This window comes from uncultured Leifsonia sp., from assembly GCF_945957465.1.
GTDB lineage: Bacteria > Actinomycetota > Actinomycetes > Actinomycetales > Microbacteriaceae > Leifsonia.
In genome coordinates, this window is the sequence record NZ_CAMFLC010000021.1 from 19,153 (window position 1) to 41,341 (window position 22,189).

Genomic DNA, 22,189 nt, shown 5'->3' on the forward strand with positions numbered 1-22,189 from the left:
CGGGACGATCGCGAGGTTCAGGCCTCGACCAACGGCTCCTTGGGCAGTCGCCGCACCTTCGTACGCCGTTTGCGTCGGTCCGGGATCATGGAGCGCATCTCCTCCAGCTTTCCGAAACACAGCAGACGGTCGCCGGCCTGCAGCTCGACCCCGCTGCGCGGGTTGGGGATGACGGTCGCTCCGCGGTGCAGGGTCAGGACGGTGATGTCGCGGTCCCAGAGACCCGACTCCTTGATCGTCTTGCCGACCAGGTCGGCGTTGCCGTGCACGAGCAGTTCCGCCACGCCGTAGCCGCGGGAGACGCTCAACCGCTGGCGTACGTCGATCTCGGGGAAGGCGACCTGGTTGTCGATGAAGTCGATGATCGCACCGGCCACGTCGAGCCCGGTCGCCCGCTCGATGCCCTCCAGGCCCGGCGAGGAGTTGACCTCCATCACCAGCGGTCCGTCACGGCCCTCGAGCATGTCGACTCCGGCCACCCGGAGGCCCATGATCTGCGCGGAACGGACTGCGGCCTCCTCGTACTCCGGCGTCAGCTCGACCTTCTCCACGGTGCCGCCGCGATGCACGTTCGAACGGAACTCGTCGCCGCTCGCGACCCGGCGCATCGCCGCGACGACACGGTCGCCCACGACGAGCGCACGGATGTCCCGCCCGCGGCTCTCCGAGATGAAGCTCTGGATGAGCACGTTCTGCTTGGTCGAGTGCAGCGTCTCGACGATGGACTCCGCGATCTTCGCTTCGGGCGCGAGGATCACCCCGATGCCCTGGGTGCCCTCCAGCAGCTTGATGACGACCGGGGCGCCGCCCACCTGTTCGATCGCCATGCGCACGTCGGCGCGGCTGTTGACGAAGGTCGTCGCCGGCATCCCGATGTTGTGGCGCGAGAGGATCTGGTTGGCCCGCAGCTTGTCGCGCGAGTTGGTGATCCCGTTCGCCGTGTTGGGCGTGTAGACGTCCATCTGCTCGAACTGCCGCACGACCGCAGTGCCGTAGTACGTGATCGAGTTGCCGATGCGCGGCAGCACCGCGTCGTAGTCCGACAGCAGCCGGCCGCGGTACTGGAGATCGGGCTCCGGCCCGGAGAGGTCGATCGCGAACCGCAGCGTGTTGAGGACCTTCACCGTGTGGCCGCGGTCCCGTGCCGCCGCGCGCAGGCGCTGGGTCGAGTACGCGTGCGGAGCGCGGGAGAGGATGGCGAGCTTCATCGATGGATCCTGCAAAGATAGGGGGGTGGCCGGTGACATCCATTCAAACACCCTCGTGGTCGGGTGGCGTGAATGGGCGAGCCTGCCCAGCATCGGCATTCCGTGGATCAAAGTCAAGATCGACACCGGGGCGCGCAGTTCGGCGCTGCACGCGTTCGATCTCGAGGAGCTCCCGGGCGATCGTGTGCGGTTCACGGTGCACCCCTGGCAGGACGCCGACACCGACGCGACGGTGGTCGAGCGGCCCATCCACGATCGCCGTGTCGTGCGCAGCTCCTCCGGTCACACGGAGGAGCGCATCGTCGTGCTGCTCGAGCTGGCGCTGGCCGGACAGACCGTCCTCGCCGAGACCACGCTGAGCAACCGCGACCAGATGGGCTTCCGGATGCTCGTGGGCCGGGAGGCGCTCCGCCAGGGCTTCGTCGTCGACCCCGGCCGTTCGTTCCTCGCCGGGCGTGCGCCGCGGGAGGTGCGCCGCCGCAATCGCGGGCGCGCGGTGTAGCCGGGTGGCCCCCGCCCGCACCGCCGCTTCGTTCAGCCGCGGCCTCGCCCTGCTCGTGGCCGCGACGTTCTTCATGGAGAACCTCGACGGCACGATCATCCAGACGGCGGCGCCGACGATGGCGCGCGAGTTCGGCGTCGCGCCGGCGGACGTGAGCGTCGCGATGGTGGCCTATCTGCTGGCCGTCGCCGCCGGCATCCCGGCCACCGGCTGGCTGTCACGGCGGCTCGGGATCCGCCCCGTGCTGATCACCGCGATCGTCGTCTTCACGGCGGCGTCGCTGCTGTGCGCGTTCGCGCCCACCCTGACGCTGCTGACCGTGGCGCGGGTGCTCCAGGGCATCGGCGGGGCGCTCATGGTGCCGGTCGGGAGGCTCGCGGTGCTTCGCGACATCGACCCGGTAGATCTGCTCGACGCGATCGCCTACCTCACCTGGCCCGCGCTGATCGCTCCGGTGGTCGCGCCTGCCCTGGGCGGCATCCTCTCGGACACGGTCGGCTGGCGCTGGATCTTCCTGATCAACCTCCCGCTCGGCGTCGCCGCGTTCGCCGCCGGTCTCGTGCTGGTGCCGAAGGCGGTACGCGAGCGCGGCCTCCGCTTCGACGGGCGCGGCTACGCCGCGATCGCGCTCGCCCTGGTGCTGCTCACGGCGGGAGCCGAGGGCCTGAGCGCCGAGGACGGCCGGCTGCAGCTCGCGGGGGGCGCCGCGATCGTCGTCGCGATCGTCATCGGCTGGGTGGCCGTCGCGTCGTCGCGCGGGCGCGAGCACGCGCTCTTCGACTGGAGCGTGCTGCGGCTCCACTCGTTCCGCGCCGGGAACATCAGCGGCGGCGTCTACCGGATGATCATCACCGGAGCGCCGTTCCTGTTCACCCTGCTGTTCCAGCTCGCCTACGGGTGGAGCGCGACGGTCGCGGGCCTCGCCGTCATCGCGATCTTCGTGGGGAACCTCGCGATCAAGCCGTTCACGACGCCGCTGATCCGCCGGCTCGGCTTCCGCACCGTGCTGATCTGGTCGAACCTGCTCGGCCTGCTGGTGCTCGCCGCGTTCGTCGGCATCGGTCCGGCGGCTCCTCTGCCGGTGCTGCTCCTGCTGCTGGTGGCGAGCGGCGTGTTCCGCTCGATCGGCTTCAGCGCATACAACACGCTGCAGTTCGCCGACGTCGGGGCCGGCGACACGAACAACGCGAACACGCTCGCCTCCGCCCTGCAGCAGGTCGCGACCGCTCTGGGGCTCGCCGTGGTGGCGGTGTTCGTGCGCGCCTCCACCACGGTGGCGGAGGGCGTCACCGGCTCGCCGCTTCCCGGCTACCATTGGGCGTTCGCGCTCGCGGCGGCGCTGCTGCTCATCCCGCTGGCCGGAGCGTTCCTGCTGCCGCATGACGCCGGCGCGCGGGCGACCGCCCGCCGCTGAAGCCCCAGGGTCCGCCCCTCGACCGGCTGAGCCACCGCGCGCGTCTGAGCAGGCCGTTGCCAACGGAGGAGCCGCCGGTCGACACGCCGCCCGACTCCTCCGTCAGCTGCGGATCCCGGGCGCGTCGCGAGCAGTCTCCTCCGTTCGCAGCAGCGACCGCAGCGTGGCGATCGTGTCCGCCTCCGCGGCCGGCTTGTCGTCGCGGTAGCGCTTGACCCGCGCGAACCGCAGTGCAATGCCGCCCGGATACCGGGTCGACCGCTGCACCCCGTCGATCGCGATCTCGACCACGGTCGTCGGCGCCACCCACACTGTGCCCGGCGTGCGGCGCACCTCGATCCGCTGGAACTCCTCGGTCTGCCAGCGCAGCAGCTCGTCGGTGAGCCCCTTGAAGGTCTTGCCCACCATCACGAAGCCTCCCGGCTCGCCGAAGGCGCCGTCCGGGTCGCGCGCACCGAGGTGGAGGTTGGACAGCAGCCCGCGGCGACGGCCCGACCCCCACTCGCAGGCGAGCACCACCAGATCGTAGGTGAGCACCGGCTTGACCTTGATCCAGCTCGAGCCGCGCCGCCCTGCGGCATAGGGCGAGTCGATCGCCTTGACGACGACGCCCTCCTGCCCGGCCGCGAGCGCCTCCCGCGACACCCGCTCGGCGGTCTCCGGGTCGTCGGTGACTTCTCCGGGGATCCGGTACTCCCCGGCCACGCGCTCCAGTTCGCCACGCCGCACGGAGAGCGGCTCGTCGAGCAGGTCGCGGCCATCGACGTGCAGGATGTCGAAGAACCACGGGTGGAGGACGACCTCCCGCGCGGCCTCCGCGCCGAAACGCGACATCGTCTCCTGAAAGGGCCGCGGCCCGCCGTCCTCGTCGAGCGAGAGGGTCTCGCCGTCGAGGATGACGTCGCGAGCGGGGAGGCGGCGCACGATCTCGACCACCTCCGGCACGCGGTGGGTGATGTCGGCGAGGTTGCGCGTGAAGACGCGCACGCTGTCGCCCGACCGGTGCACCTGGATGCGTGCGCCGTCGAGCTTGTACTCCACCGAGGCCGGCCCGGTCGTCTCCAGCGCCGCCGCAGCCGTCGCCGCAGTGGCGGCGAGCATCGGCAGCACCGGTCGGCCGACCTCCAGCCCGACGGCGTCGAGCTCGTCGGCGGTGCCCGTGAGGGCGATCACCGCGGTCTCGCCGAGATCGCCGGTGAGCATGGCGGCGCGCCGGACGCTCGGCCCGGGTCGATCGGCCGCTCGCGCGACGGCGTCGATCAGCACCCCCTCGAGCGCTCCCGTGCGCATCTCGCCCAGGAGCACGCGCGCGAGCAGGTCCTGCTCGCCGGCGGTCGCGCGCGCCGCGAAGTCGCGCAGCGTCGCGCTGCGGTCGCGCGCAGAGCCTTCGCCGCCGAGCGCCGCCAGCTCGCCGAGCAGCGCGTCGAGGTCGGTCACAGTGAGCGTCGGCGCGTCGGCCGGCTCGCCCATGGCGGCCGACACGCCGCGCCAGCCGACGCCGACCCGGCCCTGGCGCGGCTTGCCGACGAGGAAGCCGACCGCCGGCGCGATCTCCTCGGGCGCGAGCGCGCCGAGCAGGCCGGCGAGCGCGTCGACCTTGGCCAGCCGCGAACGGGTGGAGGCGACGGTGTCGAGTGTGGTGACGACGGTCTCGAGGAGCACGCCTTCAGTGTTCCACCAGCGTCCGACGGCGCCCGGCCTCAAGCCGAGGGCGTCGCCACCCCGCGCCCGAACGTGATCGCGCGGACGATCTGCACGATCCCGAGGACGATCAGGCTGATGCCCGCGAGGATGAACAGCACCACGATCCCCCACAGCGGGCTGAACAGCAGCACGATGCCGGCGATGATGCTCAGGATGCCGAAGAAGATCGACCAGCCGCGCGACGGAGAGTCGCCCAGCTGTGCGAGCGCCACCGCGCCCTCCACGATCCAGGCGATGCCGACCAGGATGCCGATGAAGACCGCGAGGAACGCCGTGGTTCCGGCGAGGTTGGCGAACGCGACGATCGCGGCGATCACGAGCAGGACGCCGAAGACGATGTCGAGTGCCCGGGCGCCTCCGCCGATCCCCTTAGCGAAGATCCCGATGCCGAGGTAGGCGATTCCGGACACGAGCAGCGAGATCGCGATCAGCACCGTGAGCCCGACCGCGGCCGTCTTGGGCCAGAAGACGATGATGATGCCGATGATGAGGGCGACGGCTCCGCTGATCCCGAGCGCGACGCGGACACTGTTGATGACCGCCGGCGTCAGGTCTCTGCCGTTGAGCGAGAACGACGCGAAAGCGGACGGCTGAGAAGTGGACATCGCGGGATCCTCCTGGTGCGAACGAAACGTGTTCGGACGCTATCGCCACCGCACGCGGCCTGTCTAGGGCCGTTGGGCCCTGCCGTAACTGAGCGCCGCGTGCCCGCTGATCGCGCGGGGGCGTCAGTAGTCTTCGCGGCCCTCTGCGAGAACCGCCAGCGCGTCCTGATCGGCCGCCCACGCCTGGAGTGCCCGCTCGAGCTGCCTGCGGGTCCACTCCGGGGTGACATTGTCGCCCGCTCGGGAGAGCTGGTCGAGGCGTTCTGCCGCCGTGCCTTCGAGATCGTCCATGGTCTGGCCTCCTGAACCGATCCTGATCCTCGATGCGCGGGTGGTGCAAGAGGCACGAGGGGGAGGACGGGCAGCGCATACCGGTCGGTCTGCTCGCGGGTTACCGCGACCGACGGGAGAGCTCAAGTGCCCTTCGTGACCTCGCAGAGGGTACGGACGGGAGGTCCAGAACGGTCTCGTAACGTCGCCGGATGCCCGCGGTCGGAACAGGCCGGCACCCCTGCCGGCCCTGTCGCGGGCGACGGAAAGGATCCACGTGAAGAACACCATCCAGAACACCTCCGACCACACCACCACCGCGCGCACCGCCTTCGGCGCCCGGCGCTTCGTCGTCGGCGCCGCCTCCGTCGTGGCGGCGGGCGCGCTGATCGGCGTGGGCGCACAGGGAGCGTTCGCGGCGACGGGCGACTCGGGCGCAGCCGGCTCCGGCTCGGCTTCCGCGTCGACGCCGTTCGGCGGCGCGAAAGCGGGCGGGTCGGCGTCGTTCGACCGCTCGGCGCACGGCTTCTCGCTGGTCGGACAAGCGCACGCGCTCTTCAACGGTCACGTCGACGGCGCCGAGGCGCAGCAGCTCGCCAAGCGGATCGTGGCAGACACGGCCGTCTTCTCGCTGCTGCCCGACAGCCTGCAGCACGATCTGAAGGCGCTCGCCGGCGCATCCGCCCACGACCGCACGGCCGACGCCGAGAAGATCGTCTCGACCGCGCTCTCGGGAGGCTACGGCACCGCCGTTCGGAAGCTCGCGACCCAGCTCACGAGCAGCGACCGCGCGGACACCAGGGACGGCCTCCACGTGAAGGGCCTCGACGTGAAGGGCCTCGACGTGAAGGGCCTGCTCGGCGGTCTGCGCAGCGGCGACCTCCTGAGCTCGGGTTCGGGCGCCGCCTCGCAGCTCGGCGCCGCCGCGGCGGACGTCGCCTCCACCGTCGCCGGTGACCGCGGACTCGCGGCCAAGCTGCCGGACTCGCTGCGCACCGACCTGTCGCAGCTGGCCTCGGCACCGGCCGCCGACCGCACCGCCGACGTGCAGAAGGTCGTGACGACCGCGCTCTCCGGCGGCTACGGAGCTCAGCTCCAGCAGGTCGCCGACCAGGTGGAGCAGGCGGTCACCGCCGCGCACTGACGGTACGGCCACCACGTCTCCGCCTCCTCCGCGGCTCACCGCGCGAGGGGGCGGGGGCGTCCCTCCGCCAGGATCCATCGCGAGACGGATGCCCGACCCGCCCGCGCGGGCGGATGATGCGTGCATGTGGCTCAGGAGGATCATCATCGCGGTGGCCGCGTACCTGCTCTTCGCGGGCGGCCTCGCGACTCTCTACGTCGTCGTTCAGCAGGACGGCCGGCAGGCGGTCGAAGACGCCCCGCGTGCTCTGCTGTCCGCGGGCGAGGCGTCGTCGCCGACGCAGCAGCCCGGCCAGGTCGATCTCTCCCGCTCTCTCGGCACCTTCTGGGTCCGTTACGACGCCGCGGGGAGGCCGATCGCGGGTGACGGGTACCTCGACGGCTCGCTCGCCCGGGTGCCGCAGGGCGTGCTGCGCACAGCGCGCACGCTGGGCGAGGATGCCGTGAGCTGGGAGCCGAAGCCCGGTCTGCGGTTCGCCGTCGTCGCTCAGCCGGTCGGCGACGGGGTCATCGTCGCAGGGCAGTCCCTGCAGCGCACCGAGCAGCGGATCGAGCGCACCTCGCTCTACGTCGGGGGAGCGCTCGTGGCGGGCCTGTTCGTCGTCGGTGCGGCCGTCGTCGCCGACGCGCTCGTCGCTCAGCGGCGCTTGACGCCGTAGCGGTGCTCCGGCCTGCCGGTCGCGCCGTAGCGGAGCTCGAGCGTGAGCACGTCGCTCTGCTCGAGCTGCGAGAGCGCGCGCTGCGCCGTGGTGCGGCTGATGCCGATGGCGGTCGCCACATCGCTGGCCGACAGGCTTCCGCTGCTCGACGCGACGGCGTCGTAGACCGACTGCAGGGTCGGCGCGAGCCGGCGCGTCGACTCGGCCTGCGCCGGGTTGCCGGGGCGCAGGAGGTCGAAGAGCCGGTCGATGTCGTGCTGCGTCGCCTCGGCAGGGAACGCCCCGAGGTCGTCGTGCGCGCGCCGGAACGCCGTGAGCCGTTCGGCCAGCTGCGCGAAACCGAACGGCTTCACCAGGTAGTGCAGGGCGCCGAGCTGCACGGCCTGCCGCACCGTCGCGACGTCGTTCGCCGCCGAGATCACGATCACAGCGGGCGCCGACGGCTCCGCCAGCAGCTGCCGCACGACGTGGAGGCCGTCGCCGTCGGGAAGGTAGACGTCCATCAGCACCACGTCGGGGCGCAGCTCCCCGGCCAGCCGGATGGCGTCGGCCGCGCTGTGCGCCTGCCCGACCACGCGGAAGCCGGGAACGGCCTCCACGAACCCCACGTGCACAGACGCGACCCGGTAGTCGTCGTCGACGACGAGCACGGTGAGGGATGGAGTGGAGGCTGCGGCACCCGGGAGATCGCTCACCGCGCACCTCCGGCCGCCACCGTGGGGGAGCCGGCGACGGCCCCTCCCGTCGCGCGCGGGAGCACCACCGTGAACACGGCGCCCGGGCCTCCCGACACGGTCACGCTGCCGCCCAGCTTGGTCGCCGTCGAGTGCACGAGCGACAGCCCGAGCCCGCCGTGCCGGGCCAGGGAGCCGCGCTTGGTCGTGTAGCCGCTCTCGAAGATGCGCGGAAGCTCCGTGCTCGGCACGCCCGGCCCGTTGTCGGAGACGCGGACCGTCACCGACTCGGCGGTCTCGACGACGCTGACCACGACGCGTCGCGGTGCCGGGGCCGCCGCGAGCGCATCGAACGCGTTGTCGATCAGGTTGCCGAGCACGGTCGTCAGCGCCTGCACCCGCTCCGGCGCCTCCCCGAGCTCCGTGTCAGGGGCGATCACCAGGTCGATCCCGCGCTCATTCGCTTCGGCGGCCTTGCCGAGCAGAAGCCCGACGATCATCGGCGACCCGATGTGCGACCGCAGGGTGGCGTCGAGGTCGGCCGTCGTGCCGCGGATCTCGTTGAGGTACTCGAGCGCCTCCTGTGTCCTCCCGAGCTCCAGCAGCCCGGAGACGGCGTGCATCCGGTTGGAGAACTCGTGCTGCTGCGCACGGATGGACTCGCTGAAGCTGCGCTCGCCGTCGAGCTCGCGGGTGAGGCCGACGAGTTCCGTGCGGTCCTGGAGGGTGAACACCGCGCCGTGCGCCCGGCCGCCGAGGCTCACCGGCATCCGGTTGACGACGAGGCAGTGGTCATCGGTGATCACGATCGCGTCCTTCACCTCGGTGGTGCCCGTCAGGGTCTCACGCAGCGGGCCCGGGAGCAGCACGTCCACCAGCAGCCTGCCCCTGGCGCCTTCCGGCAGTCGGAGCAGGCGCTGCGCTTCGTCGTTCACGACCGAGATGCGCCCGCCCGGGTCGATTGCGATGACGCCCTCGCGGATGCCGTGCAGCGTGGCTTCGCGCTCCTGCAGCAGGCGGGCGATCTCGTCCAGTTCGAGGCCGAAGGTCCGCCGTTTGAGGAGGCTGGCGAGCCCGAACGACGCCACAGCCCCGATCGCCATAGCCAGCACGAACCAGGCTGCGTAGGCCGGCAGCTGGCGCAGGAGCTCCTGGCCCACCGAGCTCTCGCGGATGCCGACGGAGACCTCGCCGACGATCGCGCTCGACGCCGGAGCGTAAAGGGGAACCCGCGCATTCGCGGTGGGGCCCGTCGAGCCCGAATTGGTGCCCATGTGCACCTTCCCGTCGGCCGCGACGAGGGGCTCGCTCACCTTCTTGCCGATCAGAGCGGGATCGGGGTGCGAGTGCCTGACCCGGTTCCGGTCGATGACGACCACGTATGCCGCGCTCGTGCGGGTCACGGTCTGCGAAGCGAGGCTCTGCACCGTGGCGGCGCACCCGGGCCCGCCGTTCGCCAGGCAGTTCTGGACATCGGGGATGCCGGCGAACGTTTGCGCGATGGCCGCTGCACGCGCCTGGAAGTCGGCGTCGAGATTGGCCCGCGCCGTCTGCGCGAGCAGGAGGAACCCGATGAGCATCGACACGGCCAGGATCGCCAATTGAGCCAGGAGTATCTGGCTCGAAAGTCGTCTGATCCGTCGTCGCATCATTCGAGATTGTGTCACCTCCTGCTGTGCACCGTGTGCGCGCAGAACGCGCAAAACCTGCGACAACGCACACAACGCGGCGAATCGGGCGCAAGCGAGACAGCCTCCCTGTTGCGGGACGAACATCGATCTCCAACGGGCACCGGACATCGAACCAACCGCCGGGCCCGCAACGGAAAGACAGAGAGGTCTTGACTCATGGGTGAACACCGGTCCCGGAGCGCCCCCGGCTCCGCCCCCGCGGCGGACGAGGCGGCGCGCATCGACATCGTCGGACTGACGAAACGCTTCCTGACGCCGAAAGGCGACACCTTCACCGCGATCCGCGACGTGACGCTCACGGTCGAACCCGGCCAGTTCTGCGCCATCGTCGGCCCGACCGGCTGCGGCAAGTCGACGACGCTCGCACAGGTCTCCGGCCTGGAGCGCCCCAGCGCCGGCTCGGTCAGCGTCGGCGGTCGCATCGTCGACGGGATCACGAGCGGGGTGAGCTACATGTTCCAGGCGGACTCGCTGTTCCCGTGGAAGACCGTGCTCGCCAACGTGATGATCGGCCCGATCCTCCTGGGCACGCCCAAGAAGGAGGCGACAGCTCTCGCGCTGGACTGGCTGCGCCGCGTGGGGCTGGCCGGGTTCGAGGACCGCTACCCGCACCAGCTGTCCGGCGGCATGCGCAAGCGCGTCGCGATGGCGGCAGCGCTCATCAACAACCCGCGCATCCTGCTCATGGACGAGCCGTTCGGCGCGCTCGACGTGCAGACCAAGGCGATCATGCAGACCGAGCTGCTCACCCTGTGGGAGGAGCTGCGGCCGTCCGTGCTGTTCATCACCCACGACCTGGACGAGGCCGTGGCGCTCTCGGACCGCGTCGTGATCATGACCAGCAGCCCGGGCACGGTCAAGGACGTCTTCGACATCGACCTGCCACGGCCTCGCGGCGACGTGCAGGAGATCCGGCACGAGCAGCGGTTCATCGAGATCCAGAGCCGCATCTGGGAGTCGCTCCGCGACGAAGTGACCCGGGCGTACCAGCAGACGGCAGGAGCGGCGGCGTGACGACCATGACCATTGCAGAGAAGATCACCCCGAGCACCTCCGAGCGCGAGATCGAGCTCAAGGCCTCCGCCCGCCGCACGTACCGTCGCCGCACCGCCTGGATCTGGGTGGGCCGGGCAGCGGTCGCCGTGATCGTTCTCGGCGGCTGGCAGTGGTTCACCGCCGTCGGCTGGGTCGACAAGTTCTTCTACGGCCAGCCGTCCGGCATCTGGGACAGCCTCGTGCACCTGTTCACGCAGGGCACCGCGTTCGGCACCATCTGGGAGAACCTGTGGATCACCGTGCAGGAGGCCTTCCTCGGCTTCCTGCTCGGCACCGTCCTCGGCGTCGTCTTCGGCATCCTGCTCGGCTCCAACCGCTACCTCGCCTCGGTGTTCGGCCCCTACATCAAGGTGGTCAACTCCATCCCGCGGATCGTGCTCGGCTCGATCTTCATCGTGGCCTTCGGCCTGGGCGTCTTCCCCAAGGTGCTCCTCGCGGCCGTGCTCGTGTTCTTCGTCGTCTTCTTCAACGCCTTCCAGGGCGTCAGGGAGGTCGACCAGAACCTGATCGCCAACGTGCGGGTGCTCGGCGCCTCGCCGTTCCAGGTCGCCCGGCACGTCACCATCCCGTCGGCCATGACGTGGATCATCGCGAGCCTCCACACCGCGTTCGGCTTCGCCATCATCGGCGCGCTCGTCGCGGAGGTGCTCGGGGCCCAGCACGGCGTCGGCCTGATCATCAGCCAGGCGCAGGGCAACTTCGACCCGGACACGGTGTTCGCCTGCATGGTCATCGTCGCCGTGGTCACGCTCGTGGCCGAGTACCTCATCACGCTCCTCGAGAAGTCCCTCCTCAAGTGGCGGCCGCCGAGCCGCTCCGAGGCCCAGGCGATCTAGCTCCCGACCTGCAATGAAGCAGAGCCGGCCCCGGCCGGCACGACGAAAGGAAACACATCCCATGAAGAAGCGCAGCATCGCAGCCATCGCGGCGGCGGGCGTCGTGGCCCTCGGTCTCGCGGCCTGCAGCGGCGGTGGAGGCGGCACCGCGGCCGCCGGCAGCAGTTCCGGCCCGATGCCGACCGTCAAGATGATGGTCGGCGGCATCGACAAGCAGATCTACCTGCCCTACGACCTCGCTCAGCAGCTCGGCTATTACAAGAAGTACGGCGTCAACATGGAGCTGTCGACCGAGCAGAACGGCGGCGTGGGCGCCGAAGACGCCATGGCCTCCGGCCAGGTCGACCTCGCCGGCGCCTGGTACGTGCACACCGTCGACTTCCAGTCCAAGGGCAAGGACGTCATCAACATCGTCCAGCTCTCGGGCGCCCCCGGCGAGCGCGTGATGTGCAACCCGAAGGCGGGAGTCAGCTCGGGCGCCGACTTCAAGGGCAAGAACATGGGCGTGACCGACCTGGGGTCCGGCACGGATGAGCTCACCCAGTTCCTGGCCGCACAGCAGGGTGTGACCCGCAAGCAGTACAACACCATCGCCGTGCACGCCGGATCGACCGCGATCGCCGCGATCCAGCGCGGCACAGCCGACTGCGTGATGACCACTCAGCCGACGGTCGGCGCGCTCACCTCGCAGAAGCTCGCCACCTCGGCGATCGACCTGGCCACCACCAAGGGCGCGACCAAGGCGCTCGGCGGCGCCTGGCCCGCGGCCGGCCTGCTCGCTCGCGCCGACTGGGTGAAGAAGAACCCGGACACCGCGCAGAAGGTCGTCGACGCGCTGGTCGCGACGATGCACTGGATCGCGAGCCACTCGGCCGCCGACATCGCGAACAAGCTGCCGCAGGACTACGTGCAGAACAGCACGATCACCAAGCAGCAGTACATCGACGGCCTGACCACCGACAAGGGCCAGTTCCTGCCCGACGGCATCATGCCCGCCGGGGGGCCCAAGGTCATCTTCGACATGGAGAAGACGATCGGCGTCGACACGTCCAAGGTGAAGATCTCCGACACCTTCACCAACAAGTACGCCGAGGCGGCGAACAAGCTGGAGGGCTTCAAGACCACGACGACGCCCGCCGGCGCGGACGGCTGAGCCCGCTCCGTCCCCGCGCTCGCCGCGCCAGACCAGCCCGCCCGGTGCCTCCAGCCATCCACGGCACCGGGCGGGCTTTCGCGCGCCGCCGGCGCGCCGCTGCAGTTGCCGAGGGGCCGCCGAGGGGTCGCCGAGGGGCGTCTAAGGGCCCTAATTCGCGCGTTTTAAGGGCGCTTGCGCGCCCCTCGATCTCAGGTGGCCGGGCGGGTGGCGCGGATGCGCTCGACAGCGCCCGAGCGCAAGCGCTCGTGCTCGACGACCTCCAGGCCGGCGGCCTCCACCTCGGCCCGGTGCCGGCGGGTGAGGTGCTCGCCCTCGATCGGGATGGTGAACCGCTCCATGAGCCACTGCCCCGCGAAGACGATGGCGCGGTCGCTGCGCGTGTGATCGACGAGCACGACGGAGCCGCCCGGAACCACCACGCGCGCCATCTCGCCGAGTGCGACCTGCGGCCGAGGGATGGAGCAGAGCGCGAGCGCGCACACGACCGTGTCGAAGCTCGAATCCTCGAACGGCAGCGCCTCGGCGTCGCCCTGCCGCAGGTCGGCGTCGACCCGGACCTCCGCAGCCCGGGTGCGCGCGATCGCCAGCATCTCCGGGCTGAGGTCGATGCCGACCAGCGAGACGTCTCGCGAGTAGTAGGGGAGGTTGCGACCGGTGCCGACCGCGACCTCCAGCACCCGGCCCCGCGCCCGCGCGGCCACCCATTCGCGGCTGCCGTGGAGCATGGTGCGCTCGGCTCGCTGGACCGTGCGGTCGTAGCTCGCCGCGTGCTTGCGCCAGGCGCGCTGCTGGCGGCGGGTCTCATCGATCACGCCGCCATTCTGCTCTATCAGCGTCGAGGGGCGTCTAGGTGCCCCTATTTACTCGTTTTGAGGGCGTTTGCGCGCCCTTCGACTCGCTGGTCTCACCCCACCCGCACCACCGTCGTCTGCCATCCCGTCGACCCGTTGGGCGCGATCGGGGTGCGCTTCTCCTCCTGCAGGCGCCCGTCGCGGTCGGTCGCGCGGACGGCGAGCGTGTGGCTGCCTGTGGTGGCCTCCCAGTCGAGCGACCACTGCACCCAGGTGTCGGCGTTGACCGGCGCGGCCAGGGCGGCCTCCTGCCACGGGCCGCCATCGATCTGCACCTCGACCTTCCGGATGCCGACCGTCTGTGCCCACGCCACCCCCGCGATCTTCGTCGGGCCGGCCGCGAGCGCTCTGTCGATGCGCGGGGTGTCGATGCGGCTGGAGAGCTTGATCGGGGCTTGCGGGCTGTAGCCGCGCGGCGTCCAGTAGGCCTGGTCGGCAGCGAAGGTCGTGACCTTGAGCTCCGTGAGCCACTTGGTCGCCGACACGTAGCCGTACAGGCCGGGGACCACCATCCGCACGGGGAAGCCGTGTTCGAGCGGCAGCGGCTCGCCGTTCATGCCGACGGCGAGGATCGCGTCGCGGCCGGGGTCGGTCAGCGCGCTCAGCGGGGTGCTCGCGGTGAAGCCGTCGATACTCCGGGAGAGAACCATGTCCGCGCCGCGGCGGGGGCGGGCGCGCGACAGCACGTCGCGCAGCGGGACACCCAGCCAGAGGGCGTTGCCGACCAGGTCGCCGCCGACCTGGTTGCTGACGCACGTGAGGGTGATCGCGTACTCGCGCAGGCCCATCGCGAGCAGGTCGTGGAAGCTCAGTTGCACGCGCTGCTCGACCAGTCCGTCGACGGTGAGCCGCCAGGTGTCCGGGTCGATCGCCGGCACCGTCAGGGCCGTGTCGACGCGGTAGAAGTCCGTGTTGGGCGTGAACAGCGGGGACAAGCCGGGCAGCCGGAGGTCGGCGCCGGACGGGACGGTGACCCGGTCGCGCGGCGCCGGCAGCCGCAGCGCCGCCCGCACTGCGGCGATGGAGGACGTCGCGGCCGACCCGATCCGGGAGCCCACGCCGGCCACCAGGGCCAGCGCCGCACCCGCCCCGGTCAGCACGAGGAACCGGCGCCGGTCGACGCCCGTCGTCGACGCGCCGCGCTCGCGCGCTCCGCGCCAGCGACGCAGTGCGTCGACGAGCACGTGCACGGACGCGGCCGCCGCCAGCGCGCCGATCGTCGGCGGCAGGAAGGCCAGGGGGCTCGCATCGGCCCGCGTCACCGTGGCCGCGATCGCCGCCGCCCCGGCCGCGCCGATCACGGCGACTCCGGCCCAGCGGCGGGCCAGCTCGAGGAGTCCGGCCGCGACCGCTGCGATCAGGGCGGCGACGGCCACCGTGCTGATCAGGAACAGCTTGTCGTTCGACCCGAACAGCTCGATGGCCGCCTCTTTCGCCCAGCGCGGCACGACGTCGACGACGAACGACCCCACCGCGATCACAGGACTGGCGTCGCGAGCCGCGAGGAGGGCGACCGTGTCGGCCACCCCGACGAACAGTGCGCCGCTCACCGCCCCGGCCAGCGCGGCCCAGGCCCAGGCCCAGGCGGAACGGTCACGTCCGTTGCGCCGGCGTCCGTCGTGCCGATGTCCGTCGTGCCGATGCCCGTCGCTCCGTCTCATCCCGAAACGCCTTGTGCTGATGCTCACGACTGGTGTTCGGCGCGGCCCGGTCTCGCGGATTGGCCGCAGCCGGTTCCGGACCACGTCCAATCCGATCGGCCGCCCGGCCCGAACCCCTGATGTCGGCCGCACGATGCGGCCACCCGAACGGAATCACTCGAAGCACCTCTCGAAGGAGAAGAACATGCGATCCACCACCCGTCTCGCCGCTGCAGGCATCCTCGCCGCCGCCGCGCTCGCGCTCACGGCCTGTTCGTCGAGCGCCGGCTCGTCGACCACCGATACCAGCTCGTCCATGAGCTCCCCGTCGCCGTCGGCCTCGTCGTCGATGAACCCGGCCGCCGACCTGGTCGGGCCCGGCTGCGCGGCGTACGCCAAGCAGGTGCCGTCGGGTGCCGGCTCGGTGGAGGGCATGGCTCAGGACCCGGTCGCGACCGCGGCGAGCAACAACCCCCTGCTGACGACTCTCGTCGCGGCCGTGTCCGGCAAGGTCAACCCCAAGGTGAACCTGGTCGACACGCTCAACAGCGGCCAGTTCACCGTCTTCGCTCCGGTCGACGACGCGTTCAAGAAGATCGACGCGGCCACGCTGGACAGCCTCAAGACCGATGCGGGCGCGGCCACGCTGACCAGCATCCTCACCTACCATGTCGTGCCGGGGCAGATCGCGCCGAAGGACATCGTCGGCACCCACAAGACGGTGGAGGGCGGCACGGTCACGGTGACCGGGTCGGGCGACTCCCTCAAGGTCAACGACGCGAACGTCATCTGCGGTGGCGTGCACACCGCGAACGCGACCGTGTACCTCATCGACTCGGTGCTGATGCCCCCGGCCAAGTGACGACCGACCCGGTGACCTGACCAGGTGCGCCGGGCACGACGGGCACGACGTCGTCGGCTCCGAAGAGGAGCGACGGCGCCGTGCCCGTTCGCGGCGCCGTGCCCGTTCGCGGCGCCGTGCCCGTTCACGTCAGGGGAGGCGCCCGTTCGGTGCGGTCTCCGTCGCTGTGTCGTCCCTCTGCGTCGCGGCCCAGCTGGCCAGCAGCTTCAGCGCGTCCTCCGACGGCGTGCCGGGGTCGGCGGTGTACACGTTGATGCGGAGGCCGGGGTCGGCGGGGAGTTCGAGCGCTTCGAATGCCAGGTCGAGATCGCCGACGATCGGGTGGTGCACGCGCTTGCGGCCCGTGCGGTGGTACTTCACGTCGTGGCGTGCCCAGCGCACCCGGAACTCCTCGCTGCGCGTGCTCAGCTCGCCGACCAAGTCGGTGAGGTCTCGGTCGTACGGGTTGCGGCCTGCGGCCGACCGGAGGATCGCGACGATGTCGTCGGCTGCGCGTTCCCAGTCCGAATAGAACTGGCGCGCCTTCGGGTTGAGGAACGTGAACCGGGAGTTGTTGGGCGGCTGGACGGTCTCAGCCATCAGGTCGAGGTAGAGCGCGCGGCCGAGCTCGTTGGCGGCCAGCACGTCGCCGCGGTCGTTGCGCACCCAGGCCGGCGCACCGGTGATCGCGTCGATGACGCGCTGGAGGCTGGGCCGCACCGTCTGCGGGCTGCGCCTGCGACGGGCGCGCGGCGCCACCACTGCGGCTCGGGCGAGGTCGTACAGGTGGGCGGTCTCCGCGTCGTTGAGCTGGAGCGCCCGGGCCAGCGCCTCCAGCACGCTGTCGGACGCGCCGGACAGATTCCCGCGCTCGAGGCGCGTGTAGTAGTCGACGCTCACGCCGGCGAGCATCGCGACCTCTTCGCGGCGCAGCCCCGACACGCGGCGGTTGCCGCCGTAGGCGGGGAGGCCCGCCTGCTCCGGCGTGATCCGGGCGCGACGGGAGGTCAGGAACTCCCGCACGTCGTCGTTGGTCCTGGCGGGATCGTCGGTCGTGCCCGGATCGCTCATACTCCGACGCTACGCCGCCCGCGCCCGCTGAGGGGGGCACTGGCACGGCCTCCCAGGCGCCGTGCCGCGCGTCTAGCGTGTGACGCATGACCATCGAACTCATTCTCAACAACGGCGTCACGATGCCCGCGCTCGGGCTCGGCGTCTTCCAGAGCCCGCCGGAGGAGACCACCGCCGCCGTGGTGGCGGCGCTCGCGACCGGGTACCGGCACATCGATTCCGCGGCCGCCTACGGCAATGAGCGGGAGGTCGGCGAGGGGATCCGCCGGTCCGGTCTCGACCGCTCCGAGGTCTTCGTCGAGACCAAGGTGTGGGTGTCGGACTACGGCTACGACGAGACCCTGCACGCCTGGGAGAAGGCGTCGGGCAAGCTCGGGATCGAGCAGCTCGACCTGCTGATCCTGCACCAGCCGGCGACCGACCGCTTCGAGAAGACGATCGCGGCGTACCGGGCGCTGGAGACGCTGCTCGCCGATGGGAAGGTGCGGGCCATCGGCGTCAGCAACTTCCTGCCGCACCACCTGGACCGCCTCCTGGCCGAGACCTCCGTCGTGCCGGCGGTCAACCAGGTCGAGCTGCACCCGTACTTCACGCAGCCGGACGTTCAGGCGACGGATGCGGAGCACGGGATCGTGACCCAGGCGTGGTCGCCGATCGGCGGGATCACGTTCTACCCGGGCTGGGGCGAGCAGCGCCGCAACGTGATGGAGGACCCGGTGCTCGCCGAGCTCGGAACCGCCCACGGCAAGACGCCGGCGCAGGTCATGTTGCGCTGGCACCTGCAGCAGGGCCGCTCGGCCATCCCGAAGTCGGTGAACCCCGGTCGCATCGCCGAGAACTTCGACGTCTTCGACTTCGAACTGAGCGACGCCGAGCTCGCCCGCGTCGACGCCCTCGACGCCGGGGTGCGCAACGGCCCCGACCCCGACGTGCCGCGCCCGGAGCGCTTCGCGATGCCGATCCCGGAGGCGTGAGGCAAGCCTCGAACGGGCCGTCGCGGCGCGTGACGTCCGGGTCGGAAGCATCACATATCACGGGCCTCGCGTCGCCCTGGCCCCTTCCGCACGTCTACACTCGGCCTCGTGGTCAGGAAGCACCGCGGTTCCGCGGATACTCAGGCCGCCGTCGACCGGTACGAGTACGTGCTGGCGGCAGGCCAGCCCGATCAGCTCTACCGTGTGCACGCGGAGGCGTTCGCCGCGCTGAGCGACGAGCAGCGGGCGGACCTGCGCTCCCGGCTCTCCGGCGAGATCGCCGTGCAGGCCGACAGGCCCATCGACGACCGGCCGGAGACCTTGGCCCGGGTGTCGACCGACCTGGAGACCGCGCGGCCGGGCAACCTCGCGCGGGTTCTCGGACCGCTGGTGCCGGTCGTCGCGGCCCTCGTCATGTCCTCCCCTCTGGCGATCGCGCTGTTCCCGTACGACTACGCCGCGGGCACCGAACAATGGGCGACAGGAGCGGAGGAGGACGGGGAGCTCTTCTGAGCCGGCGCGGCGGATCCCCACGCGGATTGGGGGGTTCTCCTCACTTACGGTTCGCGGGCGGCCCAGGTTGCGGGGTGTCCCGTATACCCGAGCGGTCGCCGCTCGGAGCAGTCTGGCTCGCGGCGGCGCGCACCGTGCGCCGGAACCAGAAGGAGACCCCGACATGTCCATCACCGCACCGCGCCCCGGAACCGACCGGAGCGGCGACTCCGCCGCCGTCCGGCCGTTCCGCGTGGACGTCCCCCAGGCCGACCTCGACGACCTGAAGCATCGGCTGCGCCGGACCCGGCTCCCCGAGCGCGAGACCGTCGACGACAGCTCGCAAGGCGTGCGGCTGCAGGTCGTGAACGATCTGCTCGCCTACTGGCGCGACGAGCATGACTGGCGCGGCGTGGAGGCCCGGCTCAACAGCCTCCCCCAGTTCGTCACCGAGATCGACGGGCTCGACATCCATTTCATCCACGTGAGGTCGCGGCACGAGGGGGCGCTTCCGCTGATCGTGACGCACGGCTGGCCGGGCTCGATCATCGAGCAGCTCAAGATCGTCGGCCCGCTCACCGACCCGACGATGTACGGCGCGAGTGCGGAGGACGCCTTCGACCTCGTGATCCCGTCGCTGCCGGGGCACGGATTCTCGGCCAAGCCCGACACGCCGGGCTGGGACCCGATCCGCATCGCCCGGGCCTGGGCGGAGCTGATGCGGCGCCTGGGCTACGACCGCTACGTCGCCCAGGGCGGCGACTGGGGCAACGCCGTCACCGAGCAACTCGCGCTGCTGAAGCCGGAGGGACTGGTCGGCATCCACACCAACATGCCCGCCACGGTGCCCGACGAGATCCAGGCCGCCCTCGACGCGCACGAGGCGCCACCGGCCGACCTCGATGCCGAGGAGCGCTACGCCTGGGACCAGCTGGCGTTCTTCTACGCGCACGGTCTCGCCTACGCGCAGGAGATGGGGGGCCGGCCGCAGACGCTGTACGCGCTCGCCGACTCGCCCATCGGGCTGGCCGCGTGGATGCTCGACCACGACGCCCGCAGCTACGACCTGATCGCACGCGTCTTCGCAGGGGAGGCCGAGGGCCTGACGCGCGACGACATCCTCGACAACGTGTCGCTGTACTGGCTCACCAACACGGCGGTCTCGTCCGCGCGCCTCTATTGGGAGAGCAAGCTCGCGTTCTTCGCACCGAAGGGCGTGCAGCTGCCGACCGGGGTGAGCGTGTTCCCGGACGAGATCTACGCCGCGCCGCGGAGTTGGGCGACACGCGCGTACCCGCAGCTGATCCACTTCAACCGGCTCGAGAAGGGCGGCCATTTCGCGGCGTGGGAGCAGCCGGAGCTGTTCTCGCAGGAGGTCCGGGCGACGTTCCGGTCGCTGCGATGAGCGACGCCGCGGAGGGTCTCGCGCACGTCGAGGCGGGCGAGCTCGACATCGAGTTCACCGACGTCGGGCCCCGCTACGGCGCAGCAGTGCTGCTGCTGCACGGCTGGCCGTACGATCTCCACAGCTTCGATGACGCCGGCGCGCTGCTCGCAGCGCGCGGCTACCGTGTGCTCGCGCCGAATCTACGCGGGTACGGCGGCACGCGCTTTCTGTCGAGCGATGCGGTGCGCAACGGCGAGCAGGCGGTGTTCGCGACCGATGCGCTGGCGTTCCTCGACGCGCTCGGCGTGGGCGATGCCGTGGTGGCCGGGTTCGACTGGGGCGCGCGGACCGCCAACGTCCTCACGGCGCTCTGGCCGCGGCGCTTCCGGGGCCAGGTGTCCGTCAGCGGATACCTGATCGGCAGCCAGGCGGTGAACGCCGAGCCCCTGCCTCCCGCCGCCGAGCTGTCCTGGTGGTACCAGTTCTACTTCGCGACCGAGCGGGGGAGGCTCGGCTACGACCGCAACCGCGACGAGTTCGCGCGGCTCATCTGGCGCACCGCCTCACCGGAGTGGGACTTCGACGACGACACCTTTGAGCGCACCGCCGCCTCGTTCGCCAACCCCGACCACGTCGAGATCGTCATCCACAACTATCGGTGGCGTCTGGGCCTGGCCGACGGGGTGCCGGCACTCGCCGAGCTGGAGGGGCGGCTGGCCGCACGCCCGGCGACCGCCGTGCCGACGATCACGATGGAGGGCGACGCCAACGGCGCACCGCATCCCCCGGCCGCGGCGTACCGCGACCGGTTCACCGGGCCCTACGAGCACCGCGAGGTCGGCGGCGGGATCGGTCACAACCTTCCGCAGGAGGCGCCGCGCGCGTTCGCGGACGCGGTCGTCGACGTCGACCGGCTGGCGGAGCAGAACATGCGGAGCGGCCCCGGATCGCTTCAGGAGGTGCGGCATCGTGGCTGAGGCGACGGGGCGGCGACCCTTCCGTTCGATCCTGCACCGGCAGCCGGACGAGCGCGACCGCCTCCCCGACGAGGGGGCGCTGCCGCCGCTCAGCAGGGCGACTGCATGGCTCAACTCGCCGCCGCTGACTCCCGAGGTCGTTCGCGGCCGGGTCGTGCTGGTCGACTTCTGGACGTTCACCTTCGTGAACTGGTTGCGCACCGCGCCCTACCTGCGCGCCTGGCATGCGAAGTACGCGGGGGCCGGGCTCACCGTGATCGGTGTGCACACCCCCGAGTTCGGCTTCGAACACGACCTCCCGACCGTGACCGAGCGGGTGCGGCAGCTCGGGATCGCCTACCCGGTGGCGGTGGACAGCGACTACGGCATCTGGGGCGACTTCGCCAACCAATACTGGCCGGCGCTCTACCTCGCGGACGCGTCGGGGCGGCTGCGCCACCACCACTTCGGCGAGGGCGAGTACGTGATGACCGAGATGGTGGTGCAACAGCTGCTGCTGGAGGCCGGCGCGGCCGACGTCGACGCCGATCTGGTCTCGCCGTCTCCGAGCGGGCTGGAGGCGGCTGCCGACTGGGGAACGCTGCGGTCGCCGGAGACCTACCTCGGCTACGGTCAGAGCAGCGGATTCGCGTCGGAGGATGCCCGCTTCTACGACGTCTCGCACGACTACGCCGGCGGTGGCCGGCTGGGTCTCAACGAGTGGGACCTGTCGGGTGGGTGGACGCAGAGGCGGGACGCGGCCGTGCTCGACGGGACCGGCGGCCGGATCGCGTTCGCCTTCCACGCGCGGGACGTCAACCTGGTCATGGGACCGCCGCCGGGCGGCGACCCGGTGCCGTTCCGCGTGCTCCTCGACGGGAGACCGCCGGTCGACGCACGCGGAACGGACGTCGACGCGGACGGCCGCGGGCTGCTGGATGAGCAGAACACGTATCAGCTGCTCCGCCAGCACGACCGGATCGAGACGCGGCTCTTCGAGCTCGAGTTCGAGGCGCCCGGCGCAGAGGCGTACTGCTTCACGTTCGGGTGACGGCCTCC

Annotated in this window: 22 protein-coding genes; 13 read left to right on the forward strand and 9 right to left on the reverse strand. The window is 71.1% G+C overall.

Going from position 1 to position 22,189, the window contains the following annotated elements; translation table 11 throughout:
- Positions 1-17 precede the first annotated feature (17 nt).
- A complete protein-coding gene (gene rimK, locus Q0Q23_RS10940; protein ID WP_295123201.1) occupies positions 18-1,208 on the reverse strand; it encodes a 30S ribosomal protein S6--L-glutamate ligase in 1,191 nt (396 codons plus the stop codon).
- Between the two features lie 25 nt (positions 1,209-1,233).
- On the opposite strand from rimK, the gene Q0Q23_RS10945 reads away from it, so the two are divergent.
- Together Q0Q23_RS10945 and Q0Q23_RS10950 are read left to right on the forward strand one after the other, a co-directional pair.
- Positions 1,234-1,710, forward strand: a complete 477-nt coding sequence (locus Q0Q23_RS10945) for a RimK/LysX family protein (protein WP_295123204.1) — start codon at positions 1,234-1,236, stop codon at positions 1,708-1,710.
- Positions 1,711-1,714: 4 nt separating this feature from the next.
- Entirely contained in the window at positions 1,715-3,124 is a 1,410-nt protein-coding gene (locus tag Q0Q23_RS10950; RefSeq protein ID WP_295123207.1) for an MFS transporter, read from the forward strand.
- 102 nt (positions 3,125-3,226) lie between these two features.
- On the opposite strand, the gene Q0Q23_RS10955 is transcribed toward Q0Q23_RS10950, so the two are convergent.
- The 3 genes from Q0Q23_RS10955 to Q0Q23_RS10965 all read right to left on the reverse strand — a co-directional run bounded on the left by Q0Q23_RS10955 (position 3,227) and on the right by Q0Q23_RS10965 (position 5,724).
- Entirely contained in the window at positions 3,227-4,786 is a 1,560-nt protein-coding gene (locus Q0Q23_RS10955; protein ID WP_295123210.1) for an ATP-dependent DNA ligase, read from the reverse strand.
- 38 nt (positions 4,787-4,824) lie between these two features.
- Positions 4,825-5,433, reverse strand: coding sequence for an HdeD family acid-resistance protein (locus Q0Q23_RS10960; RefSeq protein ID WP_295123213.1), 609 nt, complete (start codon positions 5,431-5,433; stop codon positions 4,825-4,827).
- 123 nt (positions 5,434-5,556) lie between these two features.
- Positions 5,557-5,724 carry a hypothetical protein gene (locus Q0Q23_RS10965; protein ID WP_295123217.1) on the reverse strand — a complete coding sequence of 56 codons (168 nt, stop codon included), beginning with the start codon at positions 5,722-5,724 and terminating at the stop codon, positions 5,557-5,559.
- A gap of 256 nt (positions 5,725-5,980) precedes the next feature.
- Here Q0Q23_RS10965 and Q0Q23_RS10970 point away from each other — a divergent pair, with 256 nt between their 5' ends.
- Positions 5,981-6,847 carry a hypothetical protein gene (locus Q0Q23_RS10970; protein WP_295123220.1) on the forward strand — a complete coding sequence of 289 codons (867 nt, stop codon included), beginning with the start codon at positions 5,981-5,983 and terminating at the stop codon, positions 6,845-6,847.
- A 124-nt stretch (positions 6,848-6,971) separates the two neighbouring features.
- A complete protein-coding gene (locus tag Q0Q23_RS10975) occupies positions 6,972-7,505 on the forward strand; it encodes a hypothetical protein (RefSeq protein WP_295123223.1) in 534 nt (177 codons plus the stop codon).
- Here the strand turns inward: Q0Q23_RS10975 and Q0Q23_RS10980 are convergent.
- On the reverse strand, positions 7,484-8,200 hold the full coding sequence (locus Q0Q23_RS10980; protein WP_295123226.1) for a response regulator: 717 nt from the start codon (positions 8,198-8,200) through the stop codon (positions 7,484-7,486). The genes Q0Q23_RS10975 and Q0Q23_RS10980 overlap by 22 nt on opposite strands.
- Entirely contained in the window at positions 8,197-9,780 is a 1,584-nt protein-coding gene (locus tag Q0Q23_RS10985; protein ID WP_295123230.1) for a sensor histidine kinase, read from the reverse strand. Before Q0Q23_RS10985 ends, Q0Q23_RS10980 begins: the two co-directional genes overlap by 4 nt.
- A 246-nt stretch (positions 9,781-10,026) precedes the next feature.
- Here Q0Q23_RS10985 and Q0Q23_RS10990 point away from each other — a divergent pair, with 246 nt between their 5' ends.
- The 3 genes from Q0Q23_RS10990 (at position 10,027) to Q0Q23_RS11000 (ending at position 12,915) form a co-directional block, all read left to right on the forward strand.
- Complete coding sequence (locus Q0Q23_RS10990) at positions 10,027-10,884, forward strand: ABC transporter ATP-binding protein (protein WP_295123233.1); 858 nt, start codon at positions 10,027-10,029, stop codon at positions 10,882-10,884.
- 5 nt (positions 10,885-10,889) lie between these two features.
- Positions 10,890-11,762, forward strand: a complete 873-nt coding sequence (locus tag Q0Q23_RS10995) for an ABC transporter permease (RefSeq protein WP_295123331.1) — start codon at positions 10,890-10,892, stop codon at positions 11,760-11,762.
- Between the two features lie 61 nt (positions 11,763-11,823).
- The gene (locus Q0Q23_RS11000; RefSeq protein ID WP_295123236.1) at positions 11,824-12,915 is read left to right on the forward strand and encodes an ABC transporter substrate-binding protein; all 1,092 of its coding nucleotides are present in this window, start codon (positions 11,824-11,826) and stop codon (positions 12,913-12,915) included.
- Between the two features lie 191 nt (positions 12,916-13,106).
- Here Q0Q23_RS11000 and Q0Q23_RS11005 read toward each other — a convergent pair whose 3' ends face one another.
- Positions 13,107-13,730, reverse strand: a complete 624-nt coding sequence (locus Q0Q23_RS11005) for a class I SAM-dependent methyltransferase (protein ID WP_295123239.1) — start codon at positions 13,728-13,730, stop codon at positions 13,107-13,109.
- Between the two features lie 92 nt (positions 13,731-13,822).
- Entirely contained in the window at positions 13,823-15,430 is a 1,608-nt protein-coding gene (locus Q0Q23_RS11010) for a molybdopterin-dependent oxidoreductase (protein WP_295123242.1), read from the reverse strand.
- 184 nt (positions 15,431-15,614) lie between these two features.
- Here Q0Q23_RS11010 and Q0Q23_RS11015 point away from each other — a divergent pair, with 184 nt between their 5' ends.
- Positions 15,615-16,271, forward strand: coding sequence for a fasciclin domain-containing protein (locus tag Q0Q23_RS11015; RefSeq protein ID WP_295123245.1), 657 nt, complete (start codon positions 15,615-15,617; stop codon positions 16,269-16,271).
- 129 nt (positions 16,272-16,400) lie between these two features.
- Here Q0Q23_RS11015 and Q0Q23_RS11020 read toward each other — a convergent pair whose 3' ends face one another.
- Positions 16,401-17,321 carry a helix-turn-helix transcriptional regulator gene (locus tag Q0Q23_RS11020; RefSeq protein WP_295123248.1) on the reverse strand — a complete coding sequence of 307 codons (921 nt, stop codon included), beginning with the start codon at positions 17,319-17,321 and terminating at the stop codon, positions 16,401-16,403.
- 86 nt (positions 17,322-17,407) lie between these two features.
- Here Q0Q23_RS11020 and Q0Q23_RS11025 point away from each other — a divergent pair, with 86 nt between their 5' ends.
- From Q0Q23_RS11025 to Q0Q23_RS11045, 5 genes are all read left to right on the forward strand, one after another.
- Positions 17,408-18,295, forward strand: coding sequence for an aldo/keto reductase (locus Q0Q23_RS11025; RefSeq protein ID WP_295123251.1), 888 nt, complete (start codon positions 17,408-17,410; stop codon positions 18,293-18,295).
- A gap of 108 nt (positions 18,296-18,403) precedes the next feature.
- Positions 18,404-18,808, forward strand: a complete 405-nt coding sequence (locus Q0Q23_RS11030; RefSeq protein ID WP_295123254.1) for a hypothetical protein — start codon at positions 18,404-18,406, stop codon at positions 18,806-18,808.
- Between the two features lie 163 nt (positions 18,809-18,971).
- Positions 18,972-20,192 (forward strand): epoxide hydrolase family protein, encoded by a 1,221-nt coding sequence (locus Q0Q23_RS11035; RefSeq protein WP_295123257.1) that lies wholly within the window; start codon positions 18,972-18,974, stop codon positions 20,190-20,192.
- Positions 20,189-21,151 carry an alpha/beta hydrolase gene (locus Q0Q23_RS11040; RefSeq protein ID WP_295123260.1) on the forward strand — a complete coding sequence of 321 codons (963 nt, stop codon included), beginning with the start codon at positions 20,189-20,191 and terminating at the stop codon, positions 21,149-21,151. The genes Q0Q23_RS11035 and Q0Q23_RS11040 overlap by 4 nt, the downstream gene beginning before the upstream one ends.
- The gene (locus Q0Q23_RS11045; protein ID WP_295123262.1) at positions 21,144-22,181 is read left to right on the forward strand and encodes a thioredoxin; all 1,038 of its coding nucleotides are present in this window, start codon (positions 21,144-21,146) and stop codon (positions 22,179-22,181) included. The genes Q0Q23_RS11040 and Q0Q23_RS11045 overlap by 8 nt, the downstream gene beginning before the upstream one ends.
- Positions 22,182-22,189 lie beyond the last annotated feature (8 nt).